At 61.2% G+C, this 22,863-nt stretch carries 24 protein-coding genes; 12 read left to right on the top strand and 12 right to left on the bottom strand.

The window, feature by feature from the left end:
- The first annotated feature begins 36 nt into the window (after positions 1-36).
- On the top strand, positions 37-396 hold the full coding sequence (locus FY112_RS15770) for a metalloregulator ArsR/SmtB family transcription factor (protein WP_151518810.1): 360 nt from the start codon (positions 37-39) through the stop codon (positions 394-396).
- 337 nt (positions 397-733) lie between these two features.
- On the opposite strand, the gene FY112_RS15780 is transcribed toward FY112_RS15770, so the two are convergent.
- The 3 genes from FY112_RS15780 to FY112_RS15790 form a co-directional block, all read right to left on the bottom strand.
- Positions 734-1,660: a carbohydrate kinase gene (locus FY112_RS15780; protein WP_131627929.1), complete on the bottom strand. Its 927-nt coding sequence runs from the start codon at positions 1,658-1,660 to the stop codon at positions 734-736.
- A gap of 62 nt (positions 1,661-1,722) precedes the next feature.
- Positions 1,723-2,412: an orotate phosphoribosyltransferase gene (locus FY112_RS15785; RefSeq protein WP_151518811.1), complete on the bottom strand. Its 690-nt coding sequence runs from the start codon at positions 2,410-2,412 to the stop codon at positions 1,723-1,725.
- Between the two features lie 71 nt (positions 2,413-2,483).
- A complete protein-coding gene (locus tag FY112_RS15790; RefSeq protein ID WP_131627925.1) occupies positions 2,484-3,140 on the bottom strand; it encodes a TetR/AcrR family transcriptional regulator in 657 nt (218 codons plus the stop codon).
- A 100-nt stretch (positions 3,141-3,240) separates the two neighbouring features.
- Here FY112_RS15790 and FY112_RS15795 point away from each other — a divergent pair, with 100 nt between their 5' ends.
- Complete coding sequence (locus tag FY112_RS15795; protein WP_151518812.1) at positions 3,241-4,065, top strand: NAD(P)H-binding protein; 825 nt, start codon at positions 3,241-3,243, stop codon at positions 4,063-4,065.
- Positions 4,053-4,550 (top strand): anthrone oxygenase family protein, encoded by a 498-nt coding sequence (locus FY112_RS15800; RefSeq protein WP_181018226.1) that lies wholly within the window; start codon positions 4,053-4,055, stop codon positions 4,548-4,550. The genes FY112_RS15795 and FY112_RS15800 overlap by 13 nt, the downstream gene beginning before the upstream one ends.
- A gap of 611 nt (positions 4,551-5,161) precedes the next feature.
- Here the strand turns inward: FY112_RS15800 and FY112_RS15810 are convergent.
- The 7 genes from FY112_RS15810 to FY112_RS15840 all read right to left on the bottom strand — a co-directional run bounded on the left by FY112_RS15810 (position 5,162) and on the right by FY112_RS15840 (position 12,020).
- Positions 5,162-5,698 (bottom strand): glyoxalase superfamily protein, encoded by a 537-nt coding sequence (locus FY112_RS15810; RefSeq protein WP_131627919.1) that lies wholly within the window; start codon positions 5,696-5,698, stop codon positions 5,162-5,164.
- A gap of 190 nt (positions 5,699-5,888) precedes the next feature.
- A complete protein-coding gene (locus FY112_RS15815; RefSeq protein ID WP_131619476.1) occupies positions 5,889-7,067 on the bottom strand; it encodes a GGDEF domain-containing protein in 1,179 nt (392 codons plus the stop codon).
- A 180-nt stretch (positions 7,068-7,247) separates the two neighbouring features.
- Entirely contained in the window at positions 7,248-8,294 is a 1,047-nt protein-coding gene (gene pyrC, locus FY112_RS15820; protein WP_017958802.1) for a dihydroorotase, read from the bottom strand.
- Positions 8,295-8,366: 72 nt separating this feature from the next.
- A complete protein-coding gene (locus tag FY112_RS15825) occupies positions 8,367-8,999 on the bottom strand; it encodes a nucleoside triphosphate hydrolase (RefSeq protein ID WP_017958801.1) in 633 nt (210 codons plus the stop codon).
- A complete protein-coding gene (locus tag FY112_RS15830) occupies positions 8,996-9,778 on the bottom strand; it encodes an ATP-binding cassette domain-containing protein (protein WP_151518813.1) in 783 nt (260 codons plus the stop codon). The genes FY112_RS15825 and FY112_RS15830 overlap by 4 nt, the downstream gene beginning before the upstream one ends.
- 2 nt (positions 9,779-9,780) lie before the next feature.
- Positions 9,781-10,845, bottom strand: a complete 1,065-nt coding sequence (locus FY112_RS15835) for an ABC transporter permease (protein ID WP_151518814.1) — start codon at positions 10,843-10,845, stop codon at positions 9,781-9,783.
- A 155-nt stretch (positions 10,846-11,000) separates the two neighbouring features.
- On the bottom strand, positions 11,001-12,020 hold the full coding sequence (locus FY112_RS15840) for a sugar ABC transporter substrate-binding protein (protein WP_017958798.1): 1,020 nt from the start codon (positions 12,018-12,020) through the stop codon (positions 11,001-11,003).
- Between the two features lie 228 nt (positions 12,021-12,248).
- Here FY112_RS15840 and FY112_RS15845 point away from each other — a divergent pair, with 228 nt between their 5' ends.
- Together FY112_RS15845 and FY112_RS15850 are read left to right on the top strand one after the other, a co-directional pair.
- The gene (locus FY112_RS15845) at positions 12,249-13,496 is read left to right on the top strand and encodes an ROK family transcriptional regulator (protein ID WP_027666219.1); all 1,248 of its coding nucleotides are present in this window, start codon (positions 12,249-12,251) and stop codon (positions 13,494-13,496) included.
- On the top strand, positions 13,480-13,950 hold the full coding sequence (locus FY112_RS15850) for an RbsD/FucU domain-containing protein (RefSeq protein ID WP_017958796.1): 471 nt from the start codon (positions 13,480-13,482) through the stop codon (positions 13,948-13,950). The genes FY112_RS15845 and FY112_RS15850 overlap by 17 nt, the downstream gene beginning before the upstream one ends.
- 113 nt (positions 13,951-14,063) lie before the next feature.
- Here FY112_RS15850 and FY112_RS15855 read toward each other — a convergent pair whose 3' ends face one another.
- Positions 14,064-14,546 (bottom strand): RidA family protein, encoded by a 483-nt coding sequence (locus FY112_RS15855; RefSeq protein WP_017958795.1) that lies wholly within the window; start codon positions 14,544-14,546, stop codon positions 14,064-14,066.
- A gap of 19 nt (positions 14,547-14,565) precedes the next feature.
- Positions 14,566-15,000, bottom strand: a complete 435-nt coding sequence (locus FY112_RS15860) for a cupin domain-containing protein (RefSeq protein ID WP_151518815.1) — start codon at positions 14,998-15,000, stop codon at positions 14,566-14,568.
- 118 nt (positions 15,001-15,118) lie between these two features.
- Here FY112_RS15860 and FY112_RS15865 point away from each other — a divergent pair, with 118 nt between their 5' ends.
- The 7 genes from FY112_RS15865 (at position 15,119) to FY112_RS15900 (ending at position 22,790) form a co-directional block, all read left to right on the top strand.
- A complete protein-coding gene (locus tag FY112_RS15865) occupies positions 15,119-16,651 on the top strand; it encodes a winged helix-turn-helix domain-containing protein (protein ID WP_151518816.1) in 1,533 nt (510 codons plus the stop codon).
- Between the two features lie 325 nt (positions 16,652-16,976).
- Positions 16,977-17,651, top strand: a complete 675-nt coding sequence (locus FY112_RS15870; protein ID WP_151518817.1) for a hypothetical protein — start codon at positions 16,977-16,979, stop codon at positions 17,649-17,651.
- Positions 17,652-17,782: 131 nt separating this feature from the next.
- Complete coding sequence (locus tag FY112_RS15875) at positions 17,783-19,210, top strand: hypothetical protein (RefSeq protein ID WP_151518818.1); 1,428 nt, start codon at positions 17,783-17,785, stop codon at positions 19,208-19,210.
- A gap of 373 nt (positions 19,211-19,583) precedes the next feature.
- Complete coding sequence (locus FY112_RS15880; protein ID WP_151518819.1) at positions 19,584-21,128, top strand: EAL domain-containing protein; 1,545 nt, start codon at positions 19,584-19,586, stop codon at positions 21,126-21,128.
- Positions 21,129-21,476: 348 nt separating this feature from the next.
- Complete coding sequence (locus FY112_RS15890) at positions 21,477-22,058, top strand: TetR/AcrR family transcriptional regulator (protein WP_151518820.1); 582 nt, start codon at positions 21,477-21,479, stop codon at positions 22,056-22,058.
- Positions 22,055-22,417 carry a nuclear transport factor 2 family protein gene (locus FY112_RS15895; protein ID WP_131707875.1) on the top strand — a complete coding sequence of 121 codons (363 nt, stop codon included), beginning with the start codon at positions 22,055-22,057 and terminating at the stop codon, positions 22,415-22,417. Before FY112_RS15890 ends, FY112_RS15895 begins: the two co-directional genes overlap by 4 nt.
- Positions 22,410-22,790, top strand: a complete 381-nt coding sequence (locus tag FY112_RS15900; protein ID WP_131627893.1) for a TfoX/Sxy family protein — start codon at positions 22,410-22,412, stop codon at positions 22,788-22,790. The genes FY112_RS15895 and FY112_RS15900 overlap by 8 nt, the downstream gene beginning before the upstream one ends.
- The last annotated feature ends 73 nt before the right edge of the window (positions 22,791-22,863 follow it).

Genomic DNA, 22,863 nt, shown 5'->3' on the forward strand with positions numbered 1-22,863 from the left:
ATCGATGCGATGATGCCGCTGGCACGGAGACCGGACTTGGACGAAGAGACTTTCGATGACGCCGTAGAGGGCCGCTCCGTCAGCGCCGCCCAGCGGGTATTCCACGCGCTTTCCAGTGCGCCGCGCCGGAAGATCCTCGCCTATCTCTCGGCATCGGGTCTGACCGCTGGCGAAATCGCTAACCGCTTCAGCATGTCCAAGCCAGCCGTTTCGCAGCATCTTTCCATCCTCGAAGCTGCGGGTCTGATCAGACGAGAGAAACAGGGCCAGTTCGTCCACTATTCCCTGATCGAGAACAATCTCGTCAACACGCTCAACGGGTTCGTGCAGGAGGTCTGCCCGGTCGGTCGGCCGATCAAGAAGGAAAGCCAGGCACGCACCCGCGCGAAAGAGTAAGCTTGAGCAAGGGCAAATCCCGGGCTGGCGTGGCGTCAGAGCATGATGTCAAGCCGATGCCGGCGAGATCGAAGCTCGCACGGGTATTGTTGGAAAGACCGGCTTCGCCGGCCCCCTCATCCGCCCTACGGGCACCTTTGCCGGGGTTGAGCCATCGGTCTCAACCCGTCCTTCGGACCCCCGCTGGGGAGAAGAGGGAATCGAGACGTTGCCGCATATCTCTTCTCCCCTCGGGGAGAAGGTGCCGGCAGGCGGATGAGGCCGCACGGCACACCCTTCCCATATTGACGTGTCTCGCGACGCCAGCGGCAAGCGCGAGGGGCAGAGGCTGGCTCGCTTAAAGCCCAATCTCACGTGCCCAGGGTGGATTGGCGCCGGCGCGGGAGACGGTGACGGCGGCGGCTTTGGCGCCGAGGGTCAGGGCGTTGCGCAGCGCCTGCTCATCGAGCGAGGCGACCTGGGCCTTGGTCAGCAGATTATCCATCTTCAGCGACGCCAGGATGCCGGCATCGAAGGTATCGCCGGCGCCGACCGTGTCGACGACGGTGACCCGCTCGCTCGGCACCGTCACCTTGCGCTCCTTGGTATAACCGGAGGCGCCTTCCGCGCCCTTGGTAATAACGACGAGCTTGGCGCCGTGGTTCAGCCAGTGGGCGGCGAGCGCATCATGGTCGCCCTGAAGGCCGAACCAGTCGAGATCCTCGTCGGAGAATTTGACGATGTCGGATTTCGCAGCCATCCGCTTGATGCGGGCCATGTGCGACGGCTTGTCCTTGATGAAACCGGGACGGATATTCGGATCGAGCGAGATGACGCGGCTTGCAGCTTCGCGGTCGAGCAGGGCTTCGTAAGTTTCGCCGCAGGGGCTGGGGATCAGGCTGATCGCGCCGAAATGCAGCGCCTCGCAATCATCGCCGAGATCCGGCAGGTCGGCCGTGGTGATCATCCGGCCGGCCGTGCCCTCGTCGTAGAAGGCATAGGTCGCCTGGCCGTTCACCAGCTTGACGAAGGCGATGGTCGAGGGACGCGGCGTGATGGCGCATGGGCTGTAATCGACGTTGCTCGCCTTCAGCGTTTCGAGCAGGATTTCGCCCATCATGTCATCGGCAATGCCGGTGAAAAAGGCGGTGGGGATGCCGAGCCGGCCGAGCGCGATCGCGGTGTTGAAGATCGCGCCGCCGGCATAGGGGGCAAAGCCCTTTTCGCCGAGGGTCGTCTCCCTCGGCAGCATGTCGATCAAGGCTTCGCCGCAGCACAAAATCATCGTATTCCTCCCAACAGGACTTGCACGTTCATCAACCGATTAAGCGAGCTTTTGTCAACCGGCTAGAGCGAAAGCTCACTAACCCCACCATTTCTTCCCGACCAGGCCAGCGGCGCATCGAGGAAGGCCTCGACTTCCGACAGCGTCGTGTCGTCGAAGAGCTTCTGCTCCTTGGCGACGGCCAGAACATTACGCCAGGTGGCGATGTGATGCAGCCTGACCTTGCCATCGGCAAAGCGCTCCTCGCCGAATATGCCGTAGAAGAAAAGCGCTATGCCGTGATCGACGATGCCGCCGGCGGCACGGATGGCATCGATGAACTTGAACATGCTGCCGCCTGCTGTCGTCAGGTCTTCAATGACCAGCACCCTCGACCCTTCCGGCATGTTGCCTTCGATCTGGGCATTGCGTCCGTGGCCCTTCGGCTGCTTGCGGACATAGATCATCGGCAGGCCGAGGCGGTCGGCCAGCAGGGCGGCGAAGGGAATGCCGGCAGTCTCGCCGCCGGCGATGCAATCGAACTGCTCGAAGCCGGCATCGCGCAGCAGGGTGCTGGCGGCGAAATCCATCACCGTTGAGCGGATGCGCGGGAAGGAGAGCAGCTTGCGGCAATCGATATAGACCGGGCTCGCCATGCCGGAAGAGAGTTTGTAGGGCTGACCGGCATTAAAATGCACCGCCTTGATCTCCCAGAGCATCTTGGCCAGCAATTCGGCCATCACGGCGCGGTCGGGAAATGTGGTCTGGATCATGCGGCTCTCCTTCGGCTTGGATCCTTGCGGGAATAGCAGCAAGAGCCCGCCGTTTCCAGACGAAAGGCGGGCTATTGCTGCAGCAGGCGGCCGATATCAACGATCTGCATCTTCTTGAACAGAGCGACTGCCTGAGCGCCCTCCTCCGCATCCAGCGAAACGGCATAACGCACGGCGGCGGCAAGCAGCTGCATCGTCAGCCGGGCGATGGCGAGCAGTTCCTTGCGGTCGCGATCCGGCCATAGGCGGATAAGCACCGCGAGAAATGCCTGGGCATGAAATTCCATGTCCTCGGCATCGACCTGTTGCAGAAGCTTGTCGGTATGGGTCGCATGCCAGATGTCGCGCATGACAGGCTCTCGGCGGAAGAAGGCGTAATATTCGTCGACGATAGTGGCAAGCGCGCCCTGCAGGGCCGCAGCGTCGGCCACCTTCGCCAGTTCCTCTTCGACGCACCGCCGGCCCTCTTCATTGAAGCGCTCGGCCAATGTGCGGATGATCGACGTCTTGTCCGGGAAATACTGGTAGAGGGCGCCGAAGGAGAGACCGGCTTTCTCGACAATCTCGCTCATCTTCAGGCCGTCGCTGCCATGGCTCTCGATCAACTGCGCGGCAACGGCGAGGATCTTTTCGAAGCGCTCGCGGCCGCGCTGCTGGCTGGGGATGCGGCGCAGCTGGCCGGTGGACTCCTGCTGGCGCCTGCGCGTCGCGACCGGCTGTTCCGACATGCTCTCTCCTTTTCCACGTTGACAAACAAAATAAGAGAGATTATCTCATTTTGCAAATAAGAGAGTTTCTCTTGTTTCAAAGTTTGGGAGGAGTTTTGACATGCAGACTTCCGAAATCGTCCTCGTCGGTGGATCGGGAAAGACCGGCGGCCGCATCATCAAACGCCTTGAAGCGCGCGGCCTCACCGTTCGCGCGGCATCACGCTCCAGCGCACGGCCCTTCGACTGGGAGGACAGGTCGACTTGGCGCGGTGCGCTTGAGGGCGCATCGAGCGCCTATGTCGCCTTCCAGCCGGACCTTGCCGTCGCCTGGGCAGCGGAAGCGATCGAAGCGCTCGCCAAGGTCGCCAGGGAATGCGGCCTGGAGCATATCGTGCTGCTCTCCGGCCGGGGCGAAGAGGGCGCGCAGCGGAGCGAGGCGGCGCTGAAAGCGTCCGGCATTAACACCACCATCCTGCGTGCCTCCTGGTTCTGCCAGAATTTCAGCGAGGGCGCCTTTGTCGAGCAGATCATTGGCGGCCGGCTGCAATTGCCGGCGGGCGAGATCGGGGAACCTTTCATCGATGCCGACGACATTGCCGATGCGGCGGTCGCCGCTTTGACCGATCCCGGCCACCGCAACAAGATTTACGAACTGACCGGCCCGCGAGCGCTGACCTTCCGCCAGGCAGTCGCCGAAATCGCCGCGGCCACTGGGCGGCCGATCGAATATGAGCAGGTGTCGATGGCGGATTTCACCGGCGGGCTTGCGGCCGCCGGCCTGCCGCAGGGCTTGATCGATCTTCTGGAGGAGCTTTTCGGCCAGGTGCTCGATGGGCGCAATTCCAGCGTGATGGGCGGTGTCGCCGAAATTCTTGCCCGTCCCGCCACCGATTTCAGCGAATATGCCCGCCGGACCGCGGCAACCGGAATATGGAGCGTCTGACCATGCAGATCATTCTCATCATCTCCCTCGTGGCCGCGGCGATCGGCAGCGGCCTCGTCGCCGGCATCTTCTTCGCCTTCTCGACCTTCATCATGACCGCCTTCTCGCGGATTCCGGCGGAACAAGGCATCGCGGCGATGAACTCGATCAACGTGACGATCGTCCGCTCGCCCTTCATGGGCCTCTTCGTGCCGACGGCGATCCTCTGCCTTGTCATCGCCGTGCTCGCCCTGATCGACTGGCGCGGCGGGGCATCCTTTCTGATGCTGGCGGGTGCAGCCCTCTACATTTTCGCCTCCTTCCTCTCGACCATCATCTTCAACGTGCCGATGAACGATTCGCTGGCAAAGGTCGGCGGCAACGGCCCGGAAGCGGTTCAGCTCTGGACCACCTATGTCAGGGACTGGACGTGGTGGAACCATGTGCGGACCATCGCCTCGCTGCTCGCCTCGGTCGCCTTCGTGCGGGCGCTGATGATAGTTTGAGAAGCAAGCGGAAGAGCTGGCCGCTCCAGCTTATTTGCCAGCATCCCGGCTTCGGAAAGAGCGCCAGGCTGAGATCACAGCGAGCAACAAGAACAGCCCTGCCAAACCAGCCCACAGAGAGCCGCCTTGCGTTAGATTGTCACCGTCGGGAGTGAGGCAACTGGATAGGGCCTGCGATATGCAATCTCGGAACTTCCAGTACCTTTCATAGAATAACCATCCGAAGACAATCGACAGAAGCGTTAGGACGAAGGCTGGAAGGTATTTCATTTTGTTCCTCTCGGCAGGCATGCCCGCGACCCCATAGCGCCGGCGTTGCGCCCTTTTAGACCGGACAGCTGGAGGAAGCAGCTAGCAACTTTTCGCCCAATATATCTTGCTCTGGCTAAGAAGAAACGGCACGGCGTTGCTACACATCTCTTCTCCCCAGCGGGGAGAAGGTGCCGGCAGGCGGTTGAGGGGGTGAACGGCAAAGCCGCGAATGCACGGAGCGTAAGCGAAGGGCAACTTATAGGATGTGCCGTGCGGGCCCCTCATCCGACCCTTCAGGCCACCTTCTCCCCGCTGGGGAGAAGGTGGAGCCAAGCGGTGACCTTAGTCATCCCATAGGACTATGTCTGCTCGCAAAAGGCGATGCGGTTGCTGAAGGGGTCAGTGACGGTCATCTCCAGTCCCCACGGTGCTTCCTCGACGCCCGGCTTCATGTAGCGGTAGTCCTTGCCTGAGAGTTCGGCGTGATAAGCCCGCACATTGGCGACGCGGACGAAGGCCTTGGCGCCGGGGCTGGCGTCGCCGGAATGTTCGCTCAGGTGCAGCGCCATGCCGTCGCGCGAGACCTGGCAATAGAGCGGGAAGTTTTCGCCGAAGCGGTGCTCCCAATCGAGATGAAAGCCGAGGAAGCCGCAATAGAACTCCATGGCCTTTTCGACCGAGAAGATGCGGAAGATCGGCATTGGCGGCTCGATGCCGATGACCGAGCGGGCGGCACCCGCCTCCTCTATCTTGGCCGAGAGGATATTCCATTGATCGAGCCCGAACTGCCGGGCGACGATTTCAAGCGTCTCGCTGTGGGTCAGCGAAATGTCGCGGTCGGCAAGGGCCTGCCGCAATGTCTTTGCCATGAGCTTGGCATCGCGAAAATCGCGCATGATGTCATCCTTCCGTTGGCGGCAAACAGGAAGATCAGTGCCCGCGTCTGCTGACCCGTTCGCCATCGATCGCCAAACGGCAAGGGATGTGAGGGATGTTGTCTGGATGCATTCACCATAACGCAGAAGCGTCGCGGGGCGGCTGGCCGCATCCGGCCGAGCGCGATAATATGAGAGTTTCAGTCAGGAATCAAGACGCGGTGCGCGTTGCCTCGACGGGAACCGCCTTGAGGTAGCTGGCAAGCTCGACCCGGTTGCGGCCGGCGCGCTTGGCGACGTAGAGCGCCTTGTCGGCAGCACTCAGCATGGCGTCGAAATCCAAGCTCTTCGAGCGGCCGGGGGCGACGCCGACGCTGACCGTGCATGTCAGCACCTCGTCGTCGATATGGATCTCGCGCATCTCGAACGCCCGGCGGATGCGCTCGGCCGTCAGTTCTGCCCGGCCGGGCATGATCTCCTTCAGCACCAGTACGAATTCCTCGCCGCCGAGCCGGGCAGCAGTGTCGCCGGTGCGGCAATGGGCCGAAAGTTCGCCGGCGAAGACATTGATGACGCGGTCGCCGGCGGCATGGCCGAAGCGGTCGTTGACCGATTTGAAATGGTCGATATCGAAGACAATGACGGCGGTGGTCGTTCCCATCGGGCGGGTGCCGTATTGATCGAAAAGGGCGCGGCGGTTGAGCAGGCCGGTCAGCGGATCGGTGATTGCATCGAGACGATGGCGGGCGGCAAGCCGCCATTGATGCAGCGCCAGCGACAGCGCACCGATCCCGGTCATGCCGGCGATGCAGACGGCAAGGCTCAGATCTTCGGCCCAGTTGCTGGGGGCGTGACCCAGCACCAGCTTACCGTCTGCTATCAGCACGGCGGCGCAAAGCACGAAAGAGATCGCCGTCAGCGTATAGAGCGCGGTAATGCCGAGGATCGGCGCCGGCGCTTCCGCCCGAGCGAGCCAGTATTGCCGCGCGGTGGCGAAGAGCAGCAAAGCGATGGCGAGGTTGTCGGCGATGAAAGCCAGGCCGTCATATCCCGATAACATCGGCACCACGGAAAAGATCATCGCCGCGAGCGCGCGGATCGCAATGGCTCGGATGGACAGGTAGCCAGTGAGAAACTGTCTGCCCGCACCCCATATGGTGGCGAAACCGGCATGAAACAGCACGAAGTTGCCGACGCCGAACCACTTCTCAGGTGTCGTCACATAGGCGCTGTAGACAAAAATGCCGCTGACGACGAGGACCAGGCCGACGGTGGCGGTGAGCAGCACGGTTTCCGCCCGGCGGACAAGCCAACTGCCCATCAGCGTCACCGCAAGGCAGGCCGCCGAAACGCCGAGCGCAAGCAAGAGGGAGTTATAGTCAAGCATCATGCTTTTCAGCCTCCGCGACTGCAGCCGCGCCGGATGATGTCGGCAGCTCATGGGGTCGGTGCTGAGGAATGTCTTATGCATCCGTTAACAAATGATGCACCGCACAATACAAATGTTACGCGTTTAACGTTACGCCGAGATTTAGGATGAAAAATCTATTTAAAATTGAATTCTGCGAGCTTACGCCTGCTGAACCACCTGCCAATGCAGGGGAAACATCGGATCGAACACCGTCACCGGGCCTGCGCCGGTTTCTATCCTGGCGGGAAAGATGATCGGGTCGGGCTGCCGTGACAGGGTGATGCGTTCCTCGTTCGGCTGCAGCCCGTACCAGGCCGGGCCGTTCAGCGACACGAAGGCTTCGAGCCGCTCGAGGGCGCCCTCCTCCTCGAAGACATGGGCGAGGCAGCTCATCGTATTGACCGAGGTGTAGATGCCGGCGCAGCCGCAGGCGCATTCCTTCAGCGGATCGACATGCGGGGCGGAATCCGTGCCGAGGAAGAAGCGCGGGTCGCCGCTGACGGTCGCCGCACGCAAGGCCAGCCGGTGGTTTTCGCGCTTGGCGACCGGCAGGCAATAATAATGCGGGCGGATGCCGCCGACGAGGATGGCGTTGCGGTTGATGATCAGATGGTGGGTGGTGATCGAGCCGGCGAGATTGCCCTTGGTCGCCTTGATGTAATCGACGCCATCTGATGTCGTCACATGCTCCATCGTCACCTTCAGCTCCGGCAGGCGCTGCCGCAGCGGATCGAGCACGGTGTCGATGAAGACGGCCTCCCGGTCGAAGATATCGACGTCAGGCGTCGTCACCTCGCCATGGACGCAGAGCGGCAGGCCGATCTTTGCCATGCGCTCCAGCACCGGCATGGCCTTTTCCATGTCGCGGACGCCGCCATGCGAATTGGTCGTGGCGCCGGCGGGATAAAGCTTGACGGCGGTGATGAGGCCGCTGTTCTTCCCCTCCTCGACGTCATCGGGGCTGGTATGTTCGGTCAGATAAAGCGTCATCAGCGGCTCGAAGCGATGGCCTTCCGGCAAGGCCTTGAGGATGCGCTCGCGATAGGCCTTGGCGTCGGCTGACGTGACGACCGGCGGCACGAGATTGGGCATGATGATGGCGCGGGCGAAGGTGCGGCTCGTATCGGCGATCACGCCCTCCAGCATGGCGCCGTCGCGCAGATGCAGGTGCCAGTCATCAGGACGGCGGATGGTGATCGATTGCATGGCAGGCCTCCGAAGCGATGCGTCTGCGGCCTCGATAGCACTATCTTTTACATGAAAACAATCGCTGCCGCATCACGCCAGCGCGATCTCCAGCGTCACATCGGCCGGGCGGCGGTTTTCGAGGATCAGCCGGCCGTTCGGCAGGTCGTTGCCGTAGACCTTGGCGCTGGCGGCCTCCTCGGTCAGGTTATAACCGCGCCAGCGTGCCCAGAGCCGCTCCTCCAGCACCTCGATCGGCGGCGCCAGCATGATCGAAAAGTCGAAGACGCCTTCGAGTTCGGCCCATTTGCCGAGCGAAAAGAGCAGATAATTCCCCTCGACGATGATGAAGCGATGATCGGGGGAAACAGGGCGGGCAGACGCAATGGCGAGTTCGCGTGAGCGGTCGAAGACCGGCACCAGAACCTCCTGATCGGCCAACCGGACGGCGCGGATGATATCGAGGAAACCTCGGACATCGAAGGTCTCCGGGATCCCCTTGCGCGCCAGCAGGCCGCGTTCGATCAGGATGGCGTTGTCCATGTGGAAGCCATCCATCGGCAGGACTTCGGCGCTTTCGCCCTTGGCCTTCAGCGCTTCCGCCAGATTGTCGGCCATGGTCGATTTGCCGGCACCCGGCGGTCCGGCAATGGCGACCAGAAAACGTTTGGAATGACCGGCGCGGTCAAGAACTGCGCCGGCGATTTCATCGATGCGTGCATTCATGCGGCGACCGGCTCCGCCGGCACCGCCTTGGCGCCGGTCATGAAGGCGACGGCGTCGGACATGGTGTATTCCTTCGGATCGATCACCGTCAGCCGCCGGCCGAGGCGGTGGATATGGATCCGATCGGCGACTTCGAAGACATGCGGCATGTTGTGGGAGATCAGCACGATCGGCAGGCCGCGGGCGCGCACGTCGAGGATCAGTTCCAGCACGCGGCGGCTTTCCTTGACGCCGAGCGCTGCCGTCGGTTCGTCCATGATGATGACCTTCGAGCCGAAGGCGGCGGCACGGGCGACCGCGACACCCTGGCGCTGACCGCCGGAGAGCGTTTCCACCGCCTGGTTGATGTTCTGGATGGTCATCAGGCCGAGTTCGGACAGCTTGTTGCGCGCCAGCTTTTCCATGGCCGGCCGGTCGAGCATGCGGAACATGGAACCGAGCACGCCCGGTTTGCGGATCTCGCGGCCGAGGAACATGTTGTCGGCGATCGACAGCGCCGGCGACAAAGCGAGGTTCTGATAGACGGTCTCGATGCCGGCGTCGCGCGCCTCCATCGGCGAGCGGAACTGCACCTGCCGGCCTTCCAGCGTGATCACCCCCTCGTCCGGGGTGACGGCGCCCGATATCGCCTTGATGAGCGAGGACTTGCCGGCACCGTTGTCGCCGATGACGGCGAGGATTTCACCCGGATAGAGGTCGAAATCGGCATTGTCGAGCGCCGTCACGCGTCCATAACGCTTGACGAGACCGCGGGCGGTGAGAAGGGGTTCGCGAACCATGATTACACCGAAACCCTTCTGATCCACTGATCGATGGCGACGGCGGCGATGATCAGCACGCCTGTCAAAAGGACTTTCCATTGCGGGTCGGCGCCGAGCATGTTGAGACCCATCGAGACGACGCCGACGATCATGGCACCGAAGAGCGTGCCGAGAATGGAGCCGCGACCGCCGAACAGCGAGATGCCGCCGATCACCGTCGCGGTGATCGCCTGGAGGTTAAAATCGGTGACGGCCGAGGACGGCGAGATCGAGCCGTTACGGCCGATCGAGACCCAGGCGGCCAAGCCGGCAATGACCCCCGATATGGCGTAAACGGTCAGCAGCACCTTCTTGGTCTGGATGCCGGAGAGCTTGGCCGCCTCCGGATCGTCGCCGACCGCATAGACATGCCGGCCCCAGGCGGTGTGATTGAGGACATACCAGAGCACCAGGACGAGCAGCACCATGGCGATGACGCCGAGGGTCAGCACGGCGCTGCCGAGCTTGAAGCTCACGGCGAAAAGATGCAGCAGCGGCGCCTTTTCGTCGACGTCGGTGTCGCGGATCGTCTCATTGGCGGAATAGATGAAATTCGTCGCCATGACGATATTCCAGGTGCCGAGCGTGACGATGAAGGGCGGCAGCTTCATGTAGGCGACGAGGAAGCCGTTCAGCAATCCGCAAAGGCCGCCGACGACAAGCCCGGCGACCACTGCAATCGGCGTCGGTATGCCGTAAGTGATGGCGACATTGCCCATGATAACCGCCGAGATCACCATGATGACGCCGATCGAAAGATCGATGCCGGCGGTCAGGATGACCAGCGTCTGGGCGGCGCCGAGAATACCGACGATGGCGATCTGCTGCAGGATCAGCGTCAGCGTATAGGACGAGAAGAACCGTCCGCCGATGGTGAGCCCGAAGATGATAATCGCCAGCACCAGCACGATCAGCGGCACGGCGGCCGGCGTCGAGTGGAGAAAATGCTGCGCGCGCTTGATCAGCGAGACATTCTCGTGCTCGAAGGAGGCAACGCTCTTGTCGCTGCCGTCGAGGACACGTTCGAATTCCTGTGTTCCGGTCATGGTTCCTCCTCCGCATCCGCGCGCCGAACTCGCGCGGGGGCCGTCACCGATATCCATCCGGTCTTTGATTAGCCGGTTCGTGAGGCGACGGAACATCGTCCGTCGAAAACGGCCGGGGATCAAGCCCCGGCCGGTCTGCTTTCAACAATCAGGGCTCAGCCCCAGCACTTGTCCGTGCCTTCCTTGGTGTCGATCGACTTGACGCCGGAAACCGGCTTGTCGGTGACGAGCGAGACGCCGGTGTCGTAGAAGGACTTGCCTTCGGTTGGCTTCGGCTTTTCACCATTGTCGGCGAACTTCTTGATCGCTTCGACGCCAAGGGCTGCCATCATCAGCGGGTATTGCTGCGAGGTGGCGCCGATGACGCCTTCCTTGACCGACTTCACGCCCGGGCAGCCGCCGTCGACCGAGACGATCAGCACGTTCTTTTCCATGCCGACGGCCTTCAGCGCCTGATAGGCGCCGACAGCGGCCGGCTCGTTGATCGTGTGGATGACGTTGATGCTCGGATCCTTCTGGAGAAGGTTTTCCATGGCCTTGCGGCCGCCTTCTTCATTGCCGTTGGTCACGTCATGACCGACGATACGAGCATCGTCCTCGTCGCCGATCTTGTTCGGGTCCTTCGGATCGATGCCGAAGCCCATCATGAAGCCCTGGTCGCGCAGAACGTCGACCGTCGGCTGCGACGGGGTCAGGTCGAGGAAGCCGACCTTGGCATCCTTGGCCTTGTCGCCCATCGTTTCCTTGGCCCACTGGCCGATCAGCTTGCCGGCGAGCAGGTTGTCGGTGGCGAAGGTGGCGTCGGCGGCATCGGCCGGCTCGAGCGGTGTGTCGAGAGCGATGACCAGCAGGCCGGCTTCACGGGCCTTCTTGACCGAAGACACGATGCCCTTGGTGTCGGAAGCAGCAATCAGGATGCCCTTTGCGCCGTCGGCAATGCAGCTTTCGATCGCGGCCACCTGGCTTTCGCTGTCACCGTCGACCTTGCCGGCATAGGACTTCAGCGAGACGCCGAGTTCCTTGGCCTTGGCCGTCGCACCTTCCTTCATCTTGACGAAGAAGGGGTTGGTGTCGGTCTTGGTGATGAGGCAGGCAGCAACGTCAGCCGCCATGACAGGAGCGGAAAAGGTGACACCAAGCGCGAGCGCGCCGAAAGCGAGAACAGATTTCTTCATGGAACTCCTCCCAGAGTTTGCCGGCGCCGCCCCTGCGGGGCCGGAAGCTTAAGATATGACACTTCGCCGTGGATCGCTAATGCCTCCCAGCGGTCCCGTGCCCTTGACGACGGCAATTAAGAGCGAAAAGAAATTGGCTTGTCAATAAATAAATCCAATTGAATTATTAATTCGATGTGGCATGCTCGATCGAATTCGGGCATAGGCCAACAATCGGGAGGAGCGGCCATGTCGTCCTTGGATGGACCGGAACACACGCCGGTCCCGCCACCAATTCTGAATCCGGCCGGAGGTGCGAACCAGGTCAGGGTGCGAGCCTATAACGAACGGCTCGTGCTGTCGCTGGTGCGTCTCTACGGCGCACTGTCGAAGGCCGATATCGCACGCCGCAGCGGGCTGTCGGCGCAGACCGTCTCCGTCATCATGCGGGTGCTGGAAAAGGAAGGGCTGCTGTCGCGCGGGGAACCGGTGCGCGGCCGTGTCGGCCAGCCGTCGATCCCGATGCATATCAATCCCGATGCCGTCTATTCCTTCGGCCTGAAGATGGGCCGGCGCAGCGCCGATCTGGTGCTGATGGATTTCGTCGGCCGCATCCGCATGCAGCTGCATAAGACCTATGCCTATCCGCTGCCGGATGAAATCCTCGCCTTCGTCACCTCGGGCATCCGGGAGCTGGAAGACCGGCTCGACGACAAGCAGCGCGGCCGTATCGCCGGCCTCGGCATCGCCGCGCCTTTCGAGCTCTGGAACTGGGCCGAAGAGGTGGGCGCGCCGGCCGGCGCCATGGAGGTCTGGCGCGACGTCGACCTGCAGGCCGACATCGCCGCCCGCGTCTCCCATCCGGTCTTCATGCAGAATGATGCGACCAGCGCCTGCGGCGCCGAACTGGTCTTCGGCGTCGGACCGTCCTACCCGGATTTCGTCTATTTCTTCATCGGCTCCTTCATCGGTGGCGGCATCGTGCTCAATTCGGCGATCTTTTCCGGCCGCACCGGCACGGCAGGCGCGATCGGGCCGCTGCCCGTGCGCGGCAAGAACGGCGAGACGAAGCAGCTGCTCGAAATCGCCTCGATCTTCGTGCTCGAAAACATGCTGCGCGAGCGCGGCATCGATCCCGAGCCGCTCTGGTATTCGGCCGACGACTGGGTGGATTTCGGCGAACCGATGGAAGCCTGGATCCAGGATAGCGCCAAGGCGCTGGCGCAGGCGATCGTCGCGGCCGCCTCGATCGTCGATTTCAGCGCAGCTGTGATCGATGGCGGCTTTCCCAGCTGGGTGCGCAGCCGCGTGGTGCAGGCCACCATCGACGAAGCCGCCAAGCTCGACCTGCAGGGCGTCGTCATGCCCGAAATCATCGAGGGCGCGGTCGGCGCCCAGGCGCGCGCCATCGGCGGCGCCAGCCTGCCGATCTTTGCGCGTTACCTCACCGACCAGAACGTACTCTTCAAGGAGGTAGACCATGCTGAAAGGACTTGATCCGCTGTTGAGCCCGGAGCTGCTTTTGACGCTTCGCGCCATGGGCCACGGCGACGAGATCGCCATCGTCGACGGCAATTATCCGGGCGTCGAACATGCCCGCCGGCTGATCCGGCTCGACGGCCACCACCTCATCCCGGTTCTCAACGCCGTGCTCAGCGTGCTGCCGATCGACGATTTCGTGGCGGAGGCGATCTTCCGCTCGACCGTCAAGGCCGAGCGCGACAAGCTCGACCCCGTGCATGAGGAGATGATCGACTGCTGTGCCCGCCACGAACCGCACCGGCAGGTGGTGCCGCTGATCGGCCAGGATTTCTATGGACGGGTGAAGACTGCCCATGCAGTGATCCAGACCGGCGAGCCCCGGCTCTATGCCAATATCATCCTGCGCAAGGGCGTGATCTATCCGAAGGACGCGGACGCCCACGCCGAGGTTGATCCCTTCGTTTACTAGAGCAGGATGCCGAAAAGTGTGAGCGGTTATCGGACGACATCATGCTCTGACGATCTGACGTAGAACGGGATGATTTTAGGCCAAACTGGCCTAAAATCATCCTGTTCCGGCGGTCACCCGTCTATTTCGACTTCCGCTTCACAGTTTACGGGCGCATTTAAAGGGATGGCCATGCCGATGGACGAGCGGGCGTGGGCGCCAACGTTGGGGCCGTACAGCTCCAGTATCAGATCGGAATAGCCGTTTGTGACCAGCGGCGTCTCATCGAAACCCGGAGCAACATTCACCATGGCGAAAACGCGCAGCCAAGCCGTGACCCGATCAAGGTCTCCGACAGCACGTTTGAGACTGGCGAGATGGGCCAGGGCAACGAGCCGGGCTGACGCGTAACCCTGCTCTGCCGAAACATCCGCTCCGACCTTGCCAAGGGGGTCTGCCAATGTCCCGTCGCGGTTGCACGCGACGTGACCCGAGATATAAGCGCGGGTGCCGCGCACCCGAACCCAGGCGAAGGGCACATGCAGCCCCTCGCGAACTTTCAACGGTTCGGGCAATTCCAGACCCATTTCGGCCAGACGTTGTTCGATGATGGCCATGGTGCACCTCCCGGTGTGGTTAAGGTACGATGTTGTCGAGCTCCGGCATCAGAACGACGCTCTCGTTGGCTGCGGGGTCGTTGCGGGCACCGAGGAACTCGGCGCTTTCGGTGCTGCGATTGACGGCCACGTGGGGAACGCCGGCCGGAATGAACAGATAGTCACCGGCGCGAACCATTTCGCACTGCTCGAGCTCCGGCCCCGACCAGATCTCGATTTCTTGGCCCGCAGTCATCAGAAGGGCGGTCTCGTGTCCCTCATGGCGATGGGCCTTGGTTCGTCTGCCTGCCGGTAGCGAAATCATCCCCAGCCACAGCACGCTTGATCCGACGCTTTGTGCCGAGACGCCCGAGCGATAGACCGACCCTTGCTCGGCGACATGGCTGCCGCTCCCGCGTACGACTTTCGCGGTGAATCCATGAGGATTTTTCGGTTGCGTTGCTTCGTTCTCCATCTCTCTTACCACTTCAGCCGTTGCACTGGAGCAGACTCTGCGCGCTCAGCCGGCGCAAGTCCTGAAGCGGGGCCGAAAAGTTCCGAAAAGTTGCGAAATCGGCGTATCATTCCCGGCCATGAACACCCAGCACCTTGCCTTCGGCCACTTCGAGTTCATTGCAGAGAACGGATGCCTGTTTCGCGACAACAGGCCTGTCGCTATCGGCGCCCGAGGTGCTTCCCTGCTTGCCGCTCTGCTTTCGGCACAGGGAGGTGTCGTCTCCAAGTCGGCCCTGATGGATGCGGTTTGGCCGGGATTGACTGTTGAGGAAAGCAATCTTTCCGTTCAGATTGCCGCCCTTCGCAAGCTGCTCGGCCCTGCATCAGACGGCAGCGAATGGATCGTCACGGTCCCGCGGGTCGGATACAGATTTTCCGGTCCGGTGGAGAGCCGGACCGACGCAGCCGAAAGCGGATGGCACGCGCAGACCAGTTCGATGCCGGCGATTGCGGTACTGCCATTCGAAAATCTCGGCGGTGATGCAGAAAGACAGTATCTGGCCGACGGTATCACCGACGACCTGATCATGTCGCTCGTTCGGTTCAGATGGTTCCGCGTCGCCTCACGTGGGGCGAGTTTCACAAGGAAGGATGGCTCGAGGGATCCGCAATCTATCGCGCGCGAACTTGGCGTCGATTTTCTGGTGGATGGAGCTATCCGGTATACCCGCGATCAAATCCGGATATCGGTGCACCTCGCCGACGCAGTGAAAGGCGCCACCGTCTGGTCCGAACATTACGACCTTCAGGTGGCCGAGGTATTTGCAGTGCAAGACGCCATCGCCGAGCGGATCGCAGCGGCGGTGGAGCCCGAGCTGCTGTTGCGTCATGGGCTTCAGATAGCTCCGCACACCGGCAACATCACTGCCTGGAACCTTGTAAGGCAAGGTACATTCAATTTCCACAAGGTCACGCAGCCCACCCACCTTGTCGCACGGCGATTCTTCCGCGAGGCTGCGGAGCTCGATCCCATGCTTCCAGAGGCGCAGATCTGGCGGGCGCGGGTCAATGCGGGCCTCATTGGCTACGGCTGGACTGATAACCCCGCCGCGGACGGGAAGGAAGGATTGGATGCGGCCCTTCGAGCGATCTATCTCGATGCGCGGAACCCGTACTCGCACTATGCGCTGGCGATTGTGTCGGCCTACACAGGCAGGGCTGACCAGGCGATCCTCGCAGCGGAACGGTCCATCGAACTCGGTTCGAGTTTCGCCTTGGGGTATCTCGTCTTCGGCATGGCCCGTCTCTTTTCGGGGGATGCGGCCGGCGCGCGGCAACCCCTGGCTCGCGGCCTCGAACTCAACCCCCATGACCCGCAGAATGGGGTTTGGTTCAGCCTCCTGATGCTTGCATTGTTCTTTTCGGGCGACGTCGAGGGCGCACTCGAAACGGGACGTACGGCGCTAAAGGCGCGGCCTGACTGGCCGGCGCTTCTGCGCATTCAGGCGTGCTGCCATATGGCCGCGGGACATCGTGAACAGGCCCGCCGCTTTGCTGCGGTTGCCAGCGACCTTTCCGAATCCGCCGGCGATGCGCTTGGTCCGTTCAGGGATGGCAACAAGGAATGGGCCACCCGCCTGAACGAGCTGCTGCGAGAGGCGGAATTTTAAAACGACCGGTTGGCAAAACCCATTCAGGATCGGCGCCGAAGAAGCCTGAAGCTTTACCATAAGGAGGCCTGCCGCTCGTCAAGTGCGCAGCGGTTTGGTCGTCGGTAGGCTTTGGCTTTCGGACCGGCTGAAGGTGAGTCTTTCGTCACTCGTTCGATAGATGTTATGGTGCGGCCGGTGCGTTGGCGTACTGTCCGCCGGGCCGGCAAACCGCTCGTTAAGCCAAGTGCTGCGAACGGCGCCTCACCACCAGGAGCGGACGTCGAGCGGCTGCATGGGCACGTGCGGGATTAGGCCGGTGAAGCGATGAGGACACGGATCTCACATGCCACCTGACATGAGCACGACTCCTCGTCGCAGTACCACCGGTCTGCGCAAGTTTCTGGATCCTGAGCAGCAGCGCGGTTGGATAGAAGGCAAGGCGGAGTTGATCGACGCCGAAGAGCGCTTGGAGTCCCTGGAACAGCGGTTCAAGTACGTCGCACGGTTCGAAAAGCTGCTTCGTCGCCCGCAGACGCAAGACGTTCTGGAAATTCTCAGGGTATACGGGCAAAGCTGCATCCCCATCCCGCGCAAGACCGAGCGTCATTACTGGTCGGTTTCGTGCCTGCCCTCGACCTCCGACAAGCCGCTCGTTCGCGTCAATGCGAGCTGGATGGAGCTTTTCACGCTCTACGCCGACGGCGAGGGCCTCCGTGCACGATTCCTGGTGCATCTTTCTGACTTCACCACGGACCATTCACCCACGCAGGGCGATGTGGACGAGGCTTTTCTCGAGGGCTGCGTCACGACGCCCGAAGACGTCGGTTACTTTTTTCCGCGCGGCGACGACATTTTCGGCATCACTGTGCGGGGCTCCGCCTCGATCCGTAAATTCCTGGCGGAGCGCCGCATCTTGCGCGCCATTCGGACTTTCAATGTGACGCACATGAACCGAGGTCGGAACGCCTATCAGGCAAGCCACTGCTACAGCCTGGGGGATAACATGCTGGCGGGTTGATCGGCTCTGAGATGCGCCCTACCCTGGCGAAGCGGTTGGGTATCAGACGCTCAACGCCGTAAAACATGTGGAATCCGGGAGCGTCGATTGATCGATCATTTCTCTGCGTCGAACTGGTTTGAGAAAGTCAAATGAAAGAGCGCCTGCTGATAGCTTGCGTGCTCGCCGCCGCCGCCTACATGGCATTCAAGACAGAAACTCGATTGTCTACCCCTATCAAGCCAGACGGCATCCCACAGGCGCGCGAAACGCCGCCTTCCAGGATCTACAGGGATGCTTCGGGACGCGAGGTGCATATTGCGACGCCCTTGCTGGACAAATTCTCCTATGCCGGAGATACCGATCTCTGCATCGAACTACGGGAAATGACAAAATCCAATGCGGAGGCCGCAGAAGAGCTTCTGGACGCATGCGACGACATTTCAACGGGCAGCGCGGTTGAGATAAGCCAAAAGCGTATCTGGCTGGCCACGATGCTTGGCGACGGAGACGAGGAATATACTTATTCCCTTTCCGACAACGAAATCGATCGGAACAAGCGCGTTGTCCTGGCGATTTCGATGCTGAGAGCCGCACTGGATGCTGCTGCGCCGGATGCTGCAAAAGAGGCCTTCTCTGCTCTCGATAGCCTTTGGATCGCAAACGATGCGAGCGGTGTCTTTGCTGGTTACAATCCGCCCTTCCTATTTCGCTCCGCCATGAAAGCTGAAGCCGGTGAAGCTCTGCTGACCCTGTGCCCACTTGCCGGTCGGAGCGACTGCGATAGCTTCGTACCAAGCGGAATGCCAAAGGCCCTGGAAGAGCTTGGGCGCTGGAAATCCGATGAGGCCTTGCTGGTGCGTTCTGCAGAACTGTTGGAACGCGAATACAGGGCGATCAAAGATCCAAGCAAGAGCAAGGAGCTTGATTTTGCTCAGGATTTTTCCGCAACGCTGGGTTATGCCAATGAACTCAATCCAGGAAACGGAAGCGCTCACGCCAGGCGTGGCGTGAAGCCGTTGGAGGAGTGGCTGGGCAAATATGAAAACAGCACCGATGAACGTGCGTTGCGATACATCTATAGCACGGTTGGCGCAGCATATGGACGTATCGCATCGGATAGCCAGCAAGGCGCCGATGCTGAAAAGGCCGTAAAATTCAATAGTCTGACCTTTGAAATAGCCAGGAAATTGGACAAGGACGGCCCGAGCTGGGAAAACATGGCGAATCTGGGCGATGACACGCTGCTATTGGCCGAACTGAACCGAGAGGAAGCAGGTTTCCAAAAAGCGTTGAAACTTCACCGCGACGCATACGCGATAACGGAAAAGCTCAATTTGCCAGACGCTACCGCCTATATGAATATGAAACTTGCGCGGACCCTGCAGCACTATGCAAAGGCAGAGCTTCCTTCGGTTACGAAAAACGAGAGGATCGCCATGTTGGAAGAGGCGATCAATTTGGCTGAAGGCGTCAAGCCGCTCTTCGAACAGACCGGCACGGCACTCTACCTGCGAATGACGAATGGCGTCCTGGGTGAGGCAAACGCCCAACTCATCTCGCTTCGCCAATCGAATTAGCCTTGATAATCCGGTCCATCTTTAGTGCGCTCCTGTCTTGTTCGGCGACTGGTAGACACCATGGTACCGAATCCTCATCCGATTTACGGCAAAGATATCCATTGTGCGCAGCGAAACTCCCGTGCCTTCGTAAAGGCAACCCACCATTAACCTACCAAGCGCACAGATGATCTTTGGGATTGTCGGTGCTGCGCGGCTTCATCAGCCACTGCGATACCGGCCCTCTTATTCCGCCCGAATGAATTGAGGCGGTCTTCGATCACGGCGTGGGACCGCCGATGCCGCGAAGTTGCGCCATCTGTCGTCGGCATTCGGTGATACGAGCGTACCAAACTGGCCATGACGGCTCTTCACACAACAGGAGCCTGTCCATATGCCTCGCATCCAACCAACCAGACCGCAGATGGAGATCGTTGCCTGGCTCGCGGTCTTTCTGCTTCTCTTCTGCCTATCTTGGTTCCTCCAATGGCATGAAGGGCTGGATCGGTTCATCGAGAAGCATCATGACTATCCGCTGGACCACGCGCTCCTCGCCCTCAATATCTCCGGGTTTCTCGGGCTCATTTATTCCGCGCTGAGAATCCGGGATCTTTCGAGGGAGGTCAATCGCCGGCTGCAGGCCGAAAAGAACGTAGACTGGATTGCCTGCCACGACACGCTGACCGAACTGCCTAACCGCAGGTTTCTGGATTCCGTATGCGCGCAGGCGATGACCGATCAAAGGGAAGAAACCTACGCCGTGTTCAGTATCGATCTCGACGGCTTCAAGAAGGTCAATGACCTCCTGGGGCACGATCACGGTGATGCGGTGCTGAAGACTGTTGCTCAGCGGCTCTCTTCCCTCTTTCCCCGTGAACACGTTTTCCGCCTTGGTGGAGACGAATTCGTTGTTCTGGCGCGGCGCACCGGAAATCCCGATCTTGTCGCGTTGGCGAACCGCATAGTGACCGTGATCGGCAAGCCGTTCACATTCAATGGTGTCGCCGTTGACCTCGGCGCCAGTGTCGGCTTCGCGCTTTTTCCGGAGAACGGCGATGACCTCGGTCAAGTCATTCGACATTCCGACTGTGCGATGTATGTCGCCAAAAAGCAGGGGCGCAATCTGGTGAAGCCCTTCGTGCCTTCGATGCAGGACGAGTTGGCGAAGCGGATCCGGCTGGAAGCTGATCTGAGAGCAGCCATCAAGAAGGCCGAGATCGTTCCCTACTATCAACCGCTCGTGGACCTGAAAACGAATAGGATTATCGGCTTCGAGGCGCTGGCACGCTGGAAGACGGCCTCCGGCGAATTCATCCCACCGAACGACTTCATTCCGGTGGCGGAGGAAGCCGGTCTGATCGTCGAATTGACCGACCAACTGCTTCGCCACGCCTGTACCGATGCGCTTTCCTGGCCAAGTGAGCTCGTCCTGTCATTCAACCTTTCTCCGATCCAGCTGAGCGATCGGTTACTGGGGCTCAGAATTCTCAAGATATTGGGCGATGTCGGTCTGCCCGCGCACCGGGTCGAGCTAGAAGTGACGGAGAGCGCCATCATCCAGGACGCCGTTACGGCACGAATCGTCCTCGATGATCTGGTGAATGCCGGGGTCGGGATTGCTCTCGACGACTTTGGAACAGGTTATTCCAGCCTCTCACAGCTATCCAACTACCGGTTCGACAAGATCAAGATCGACAGGAGTTTCGTCTCTTCATTCGAAACCGACGATAAGCAAGACAAGGTGATCAAGGCGATCATCGCTCTCGGTGTGGGACTTGGCGTGACGATAACCGCCGAGGGTATCGAAGAGGAGAGCCAGCTTCAGCGGCTTCAGGACCTGGGTTGCGACATCGGCCAAGGTTATCTGCTTGGCAGGCCAGCGCCGGCCGAGAAGCTTGCCACAGGCCACGTGAGCGCCAGAATTTTGCAACGCGGTTGATGGGGCCGCGGTATGTCGGCTCTGAATCAGAGCCGACACGAGCTTGCCGACTTCAAATGGCGGCTGTGTTCGCGCCTATCAATTCCTCACTTTTCGCCCAAAGCAGCTTGGCCTTGTCGGCGTCGAGCGCATAGGACCTGACGCCATCGGCAAACAAGCGCTGTCCACCTGGCCGACCGGCCGTTCGACCTCCGAAACGTCATCGTAAACCTTAAGTGACAGCTGCCCACGCGCTTGGGATGACCGAGGTCGTCCAGGCGAGAATTTTCGCCGAAAATCACGGGTGCCCGTTGCGTTTCTATTCTTTATCAATCATTCTAGAACAGTCGATAAAGAATCGGAGTGACGATGGGCCGAACGCGGGAATTCGATGAGGAGGCGGTGCTGAAGGGGGCGACGCACATCTTTCGCAAGCACGGCTATCAAGGGGCCTCGATCCGGGACCTTGAGGAGGCGACCGGGCTCAAAGGCGGGAGCATCTATCACGCTTTCGGCGACAAGGCCGGCCTCTTCGACGCCGCGTTCGGGCATTACAACCGAACGGTGCTGGAGGGACGGATCGAGCGGTTTGCGTCGCCGGGAAGCGGGCTTCAAGGCTTGCGCGAATTGTTCCTGTCGCTCCTGCATGAACCCGACGATGGCTCGCTCGGCTGCCTGATCACCAATATGGCGGTGGAATTTGGCGGTGGTGCCGATCGGCATCCCCGTGTCGAGGCGGCGCTCGGCCTCCTTCGCACCACATTCCGCTCAAGGCTGACCGAGGCATCGACCTTCGTTCGGGACGCCGATGGCGCCAAGGCGGACAGGACAGCCACCCGCCTTCTGGCCTTCTATCAGGGCCTCCTCGTGCTCATTCGCGGCGGTGACGGCAAGGCCGGCCTGCGGCAGGCGATAGAAGACGAATTCAATCAATTGGAGGCGATGTTATGACACCTGAGGCCCTCTGGAATCGATATGCGGCCATCTGGTCGCTGGATGGTTCCGCGCGTGAGCCGGAAATGCTGGCTTGCCTCGCTGACGATGTGACCTATTGCGACCCGAATGGAACGATCGCCGGGCGCGCCGGCCTCTCGGCTTACATGGCCGGCTTCAAGGAGAGCATGCCGGAAGGCCGGTTCAAGATATTGAGCGTCCTCCACCATAATGACCGTTCGCTGGCGCGCTGGGCACTGCTCCACAAAGACGAGAGGGTCTTGCAGACGGGCACGAGCTTCGGGGTGATTGCCGATGGCCGGCTCGGCGCGATCACCGGCTTCTTCGATCCTCTGGCGGAGCAGTACCATGAGTAGCGGGGCGACACGCCAGCTGGCGCTCGACTTTGCGAGCCAGATCGCCCCAGCCGGCTGCATCGATATCAGGCGCTTCTTCGGCGGCTCCGCCCTGGTCCGAAACGGCGCGCAGTTCGGGTTCGTCATGAAGGGCACTTTGTATCTCCGCGTCGACGCAGCGATGCGCGCGGAGTTCGAGGCAGATGGGTGCGAACCGTTCAGCTACAGCGCTGCCGGCCGGGAGGTGACGGTTCGCCGCTACTACGCCGTTCCTGCACATGTGATCGACGATCCCGCGCTGCTACACAGCTACGCGGAGCGCGCATTGCACGCGACCGCCACGCCCGGCCACAGGCTCGCCGATACGCTCCCGGCTGTCACTCCGTCTAGCTGATGCCCACGCCCGGCGCTCCCCATCGGGGCGAAAAGAGGGACCGACATCTGTCGACGCCCCTCTTTTGCAGGGC

This window comes from Rhizobium sp. PEPV16 (assembly GCF_008919455.1).
Lineage (GTDB): Bacteria > Pseudomonadota > Alphaproteobacteria > Rhizobiales > Rhizobiaceae > Rhizobium > Rhizobium leguminosarum_Q.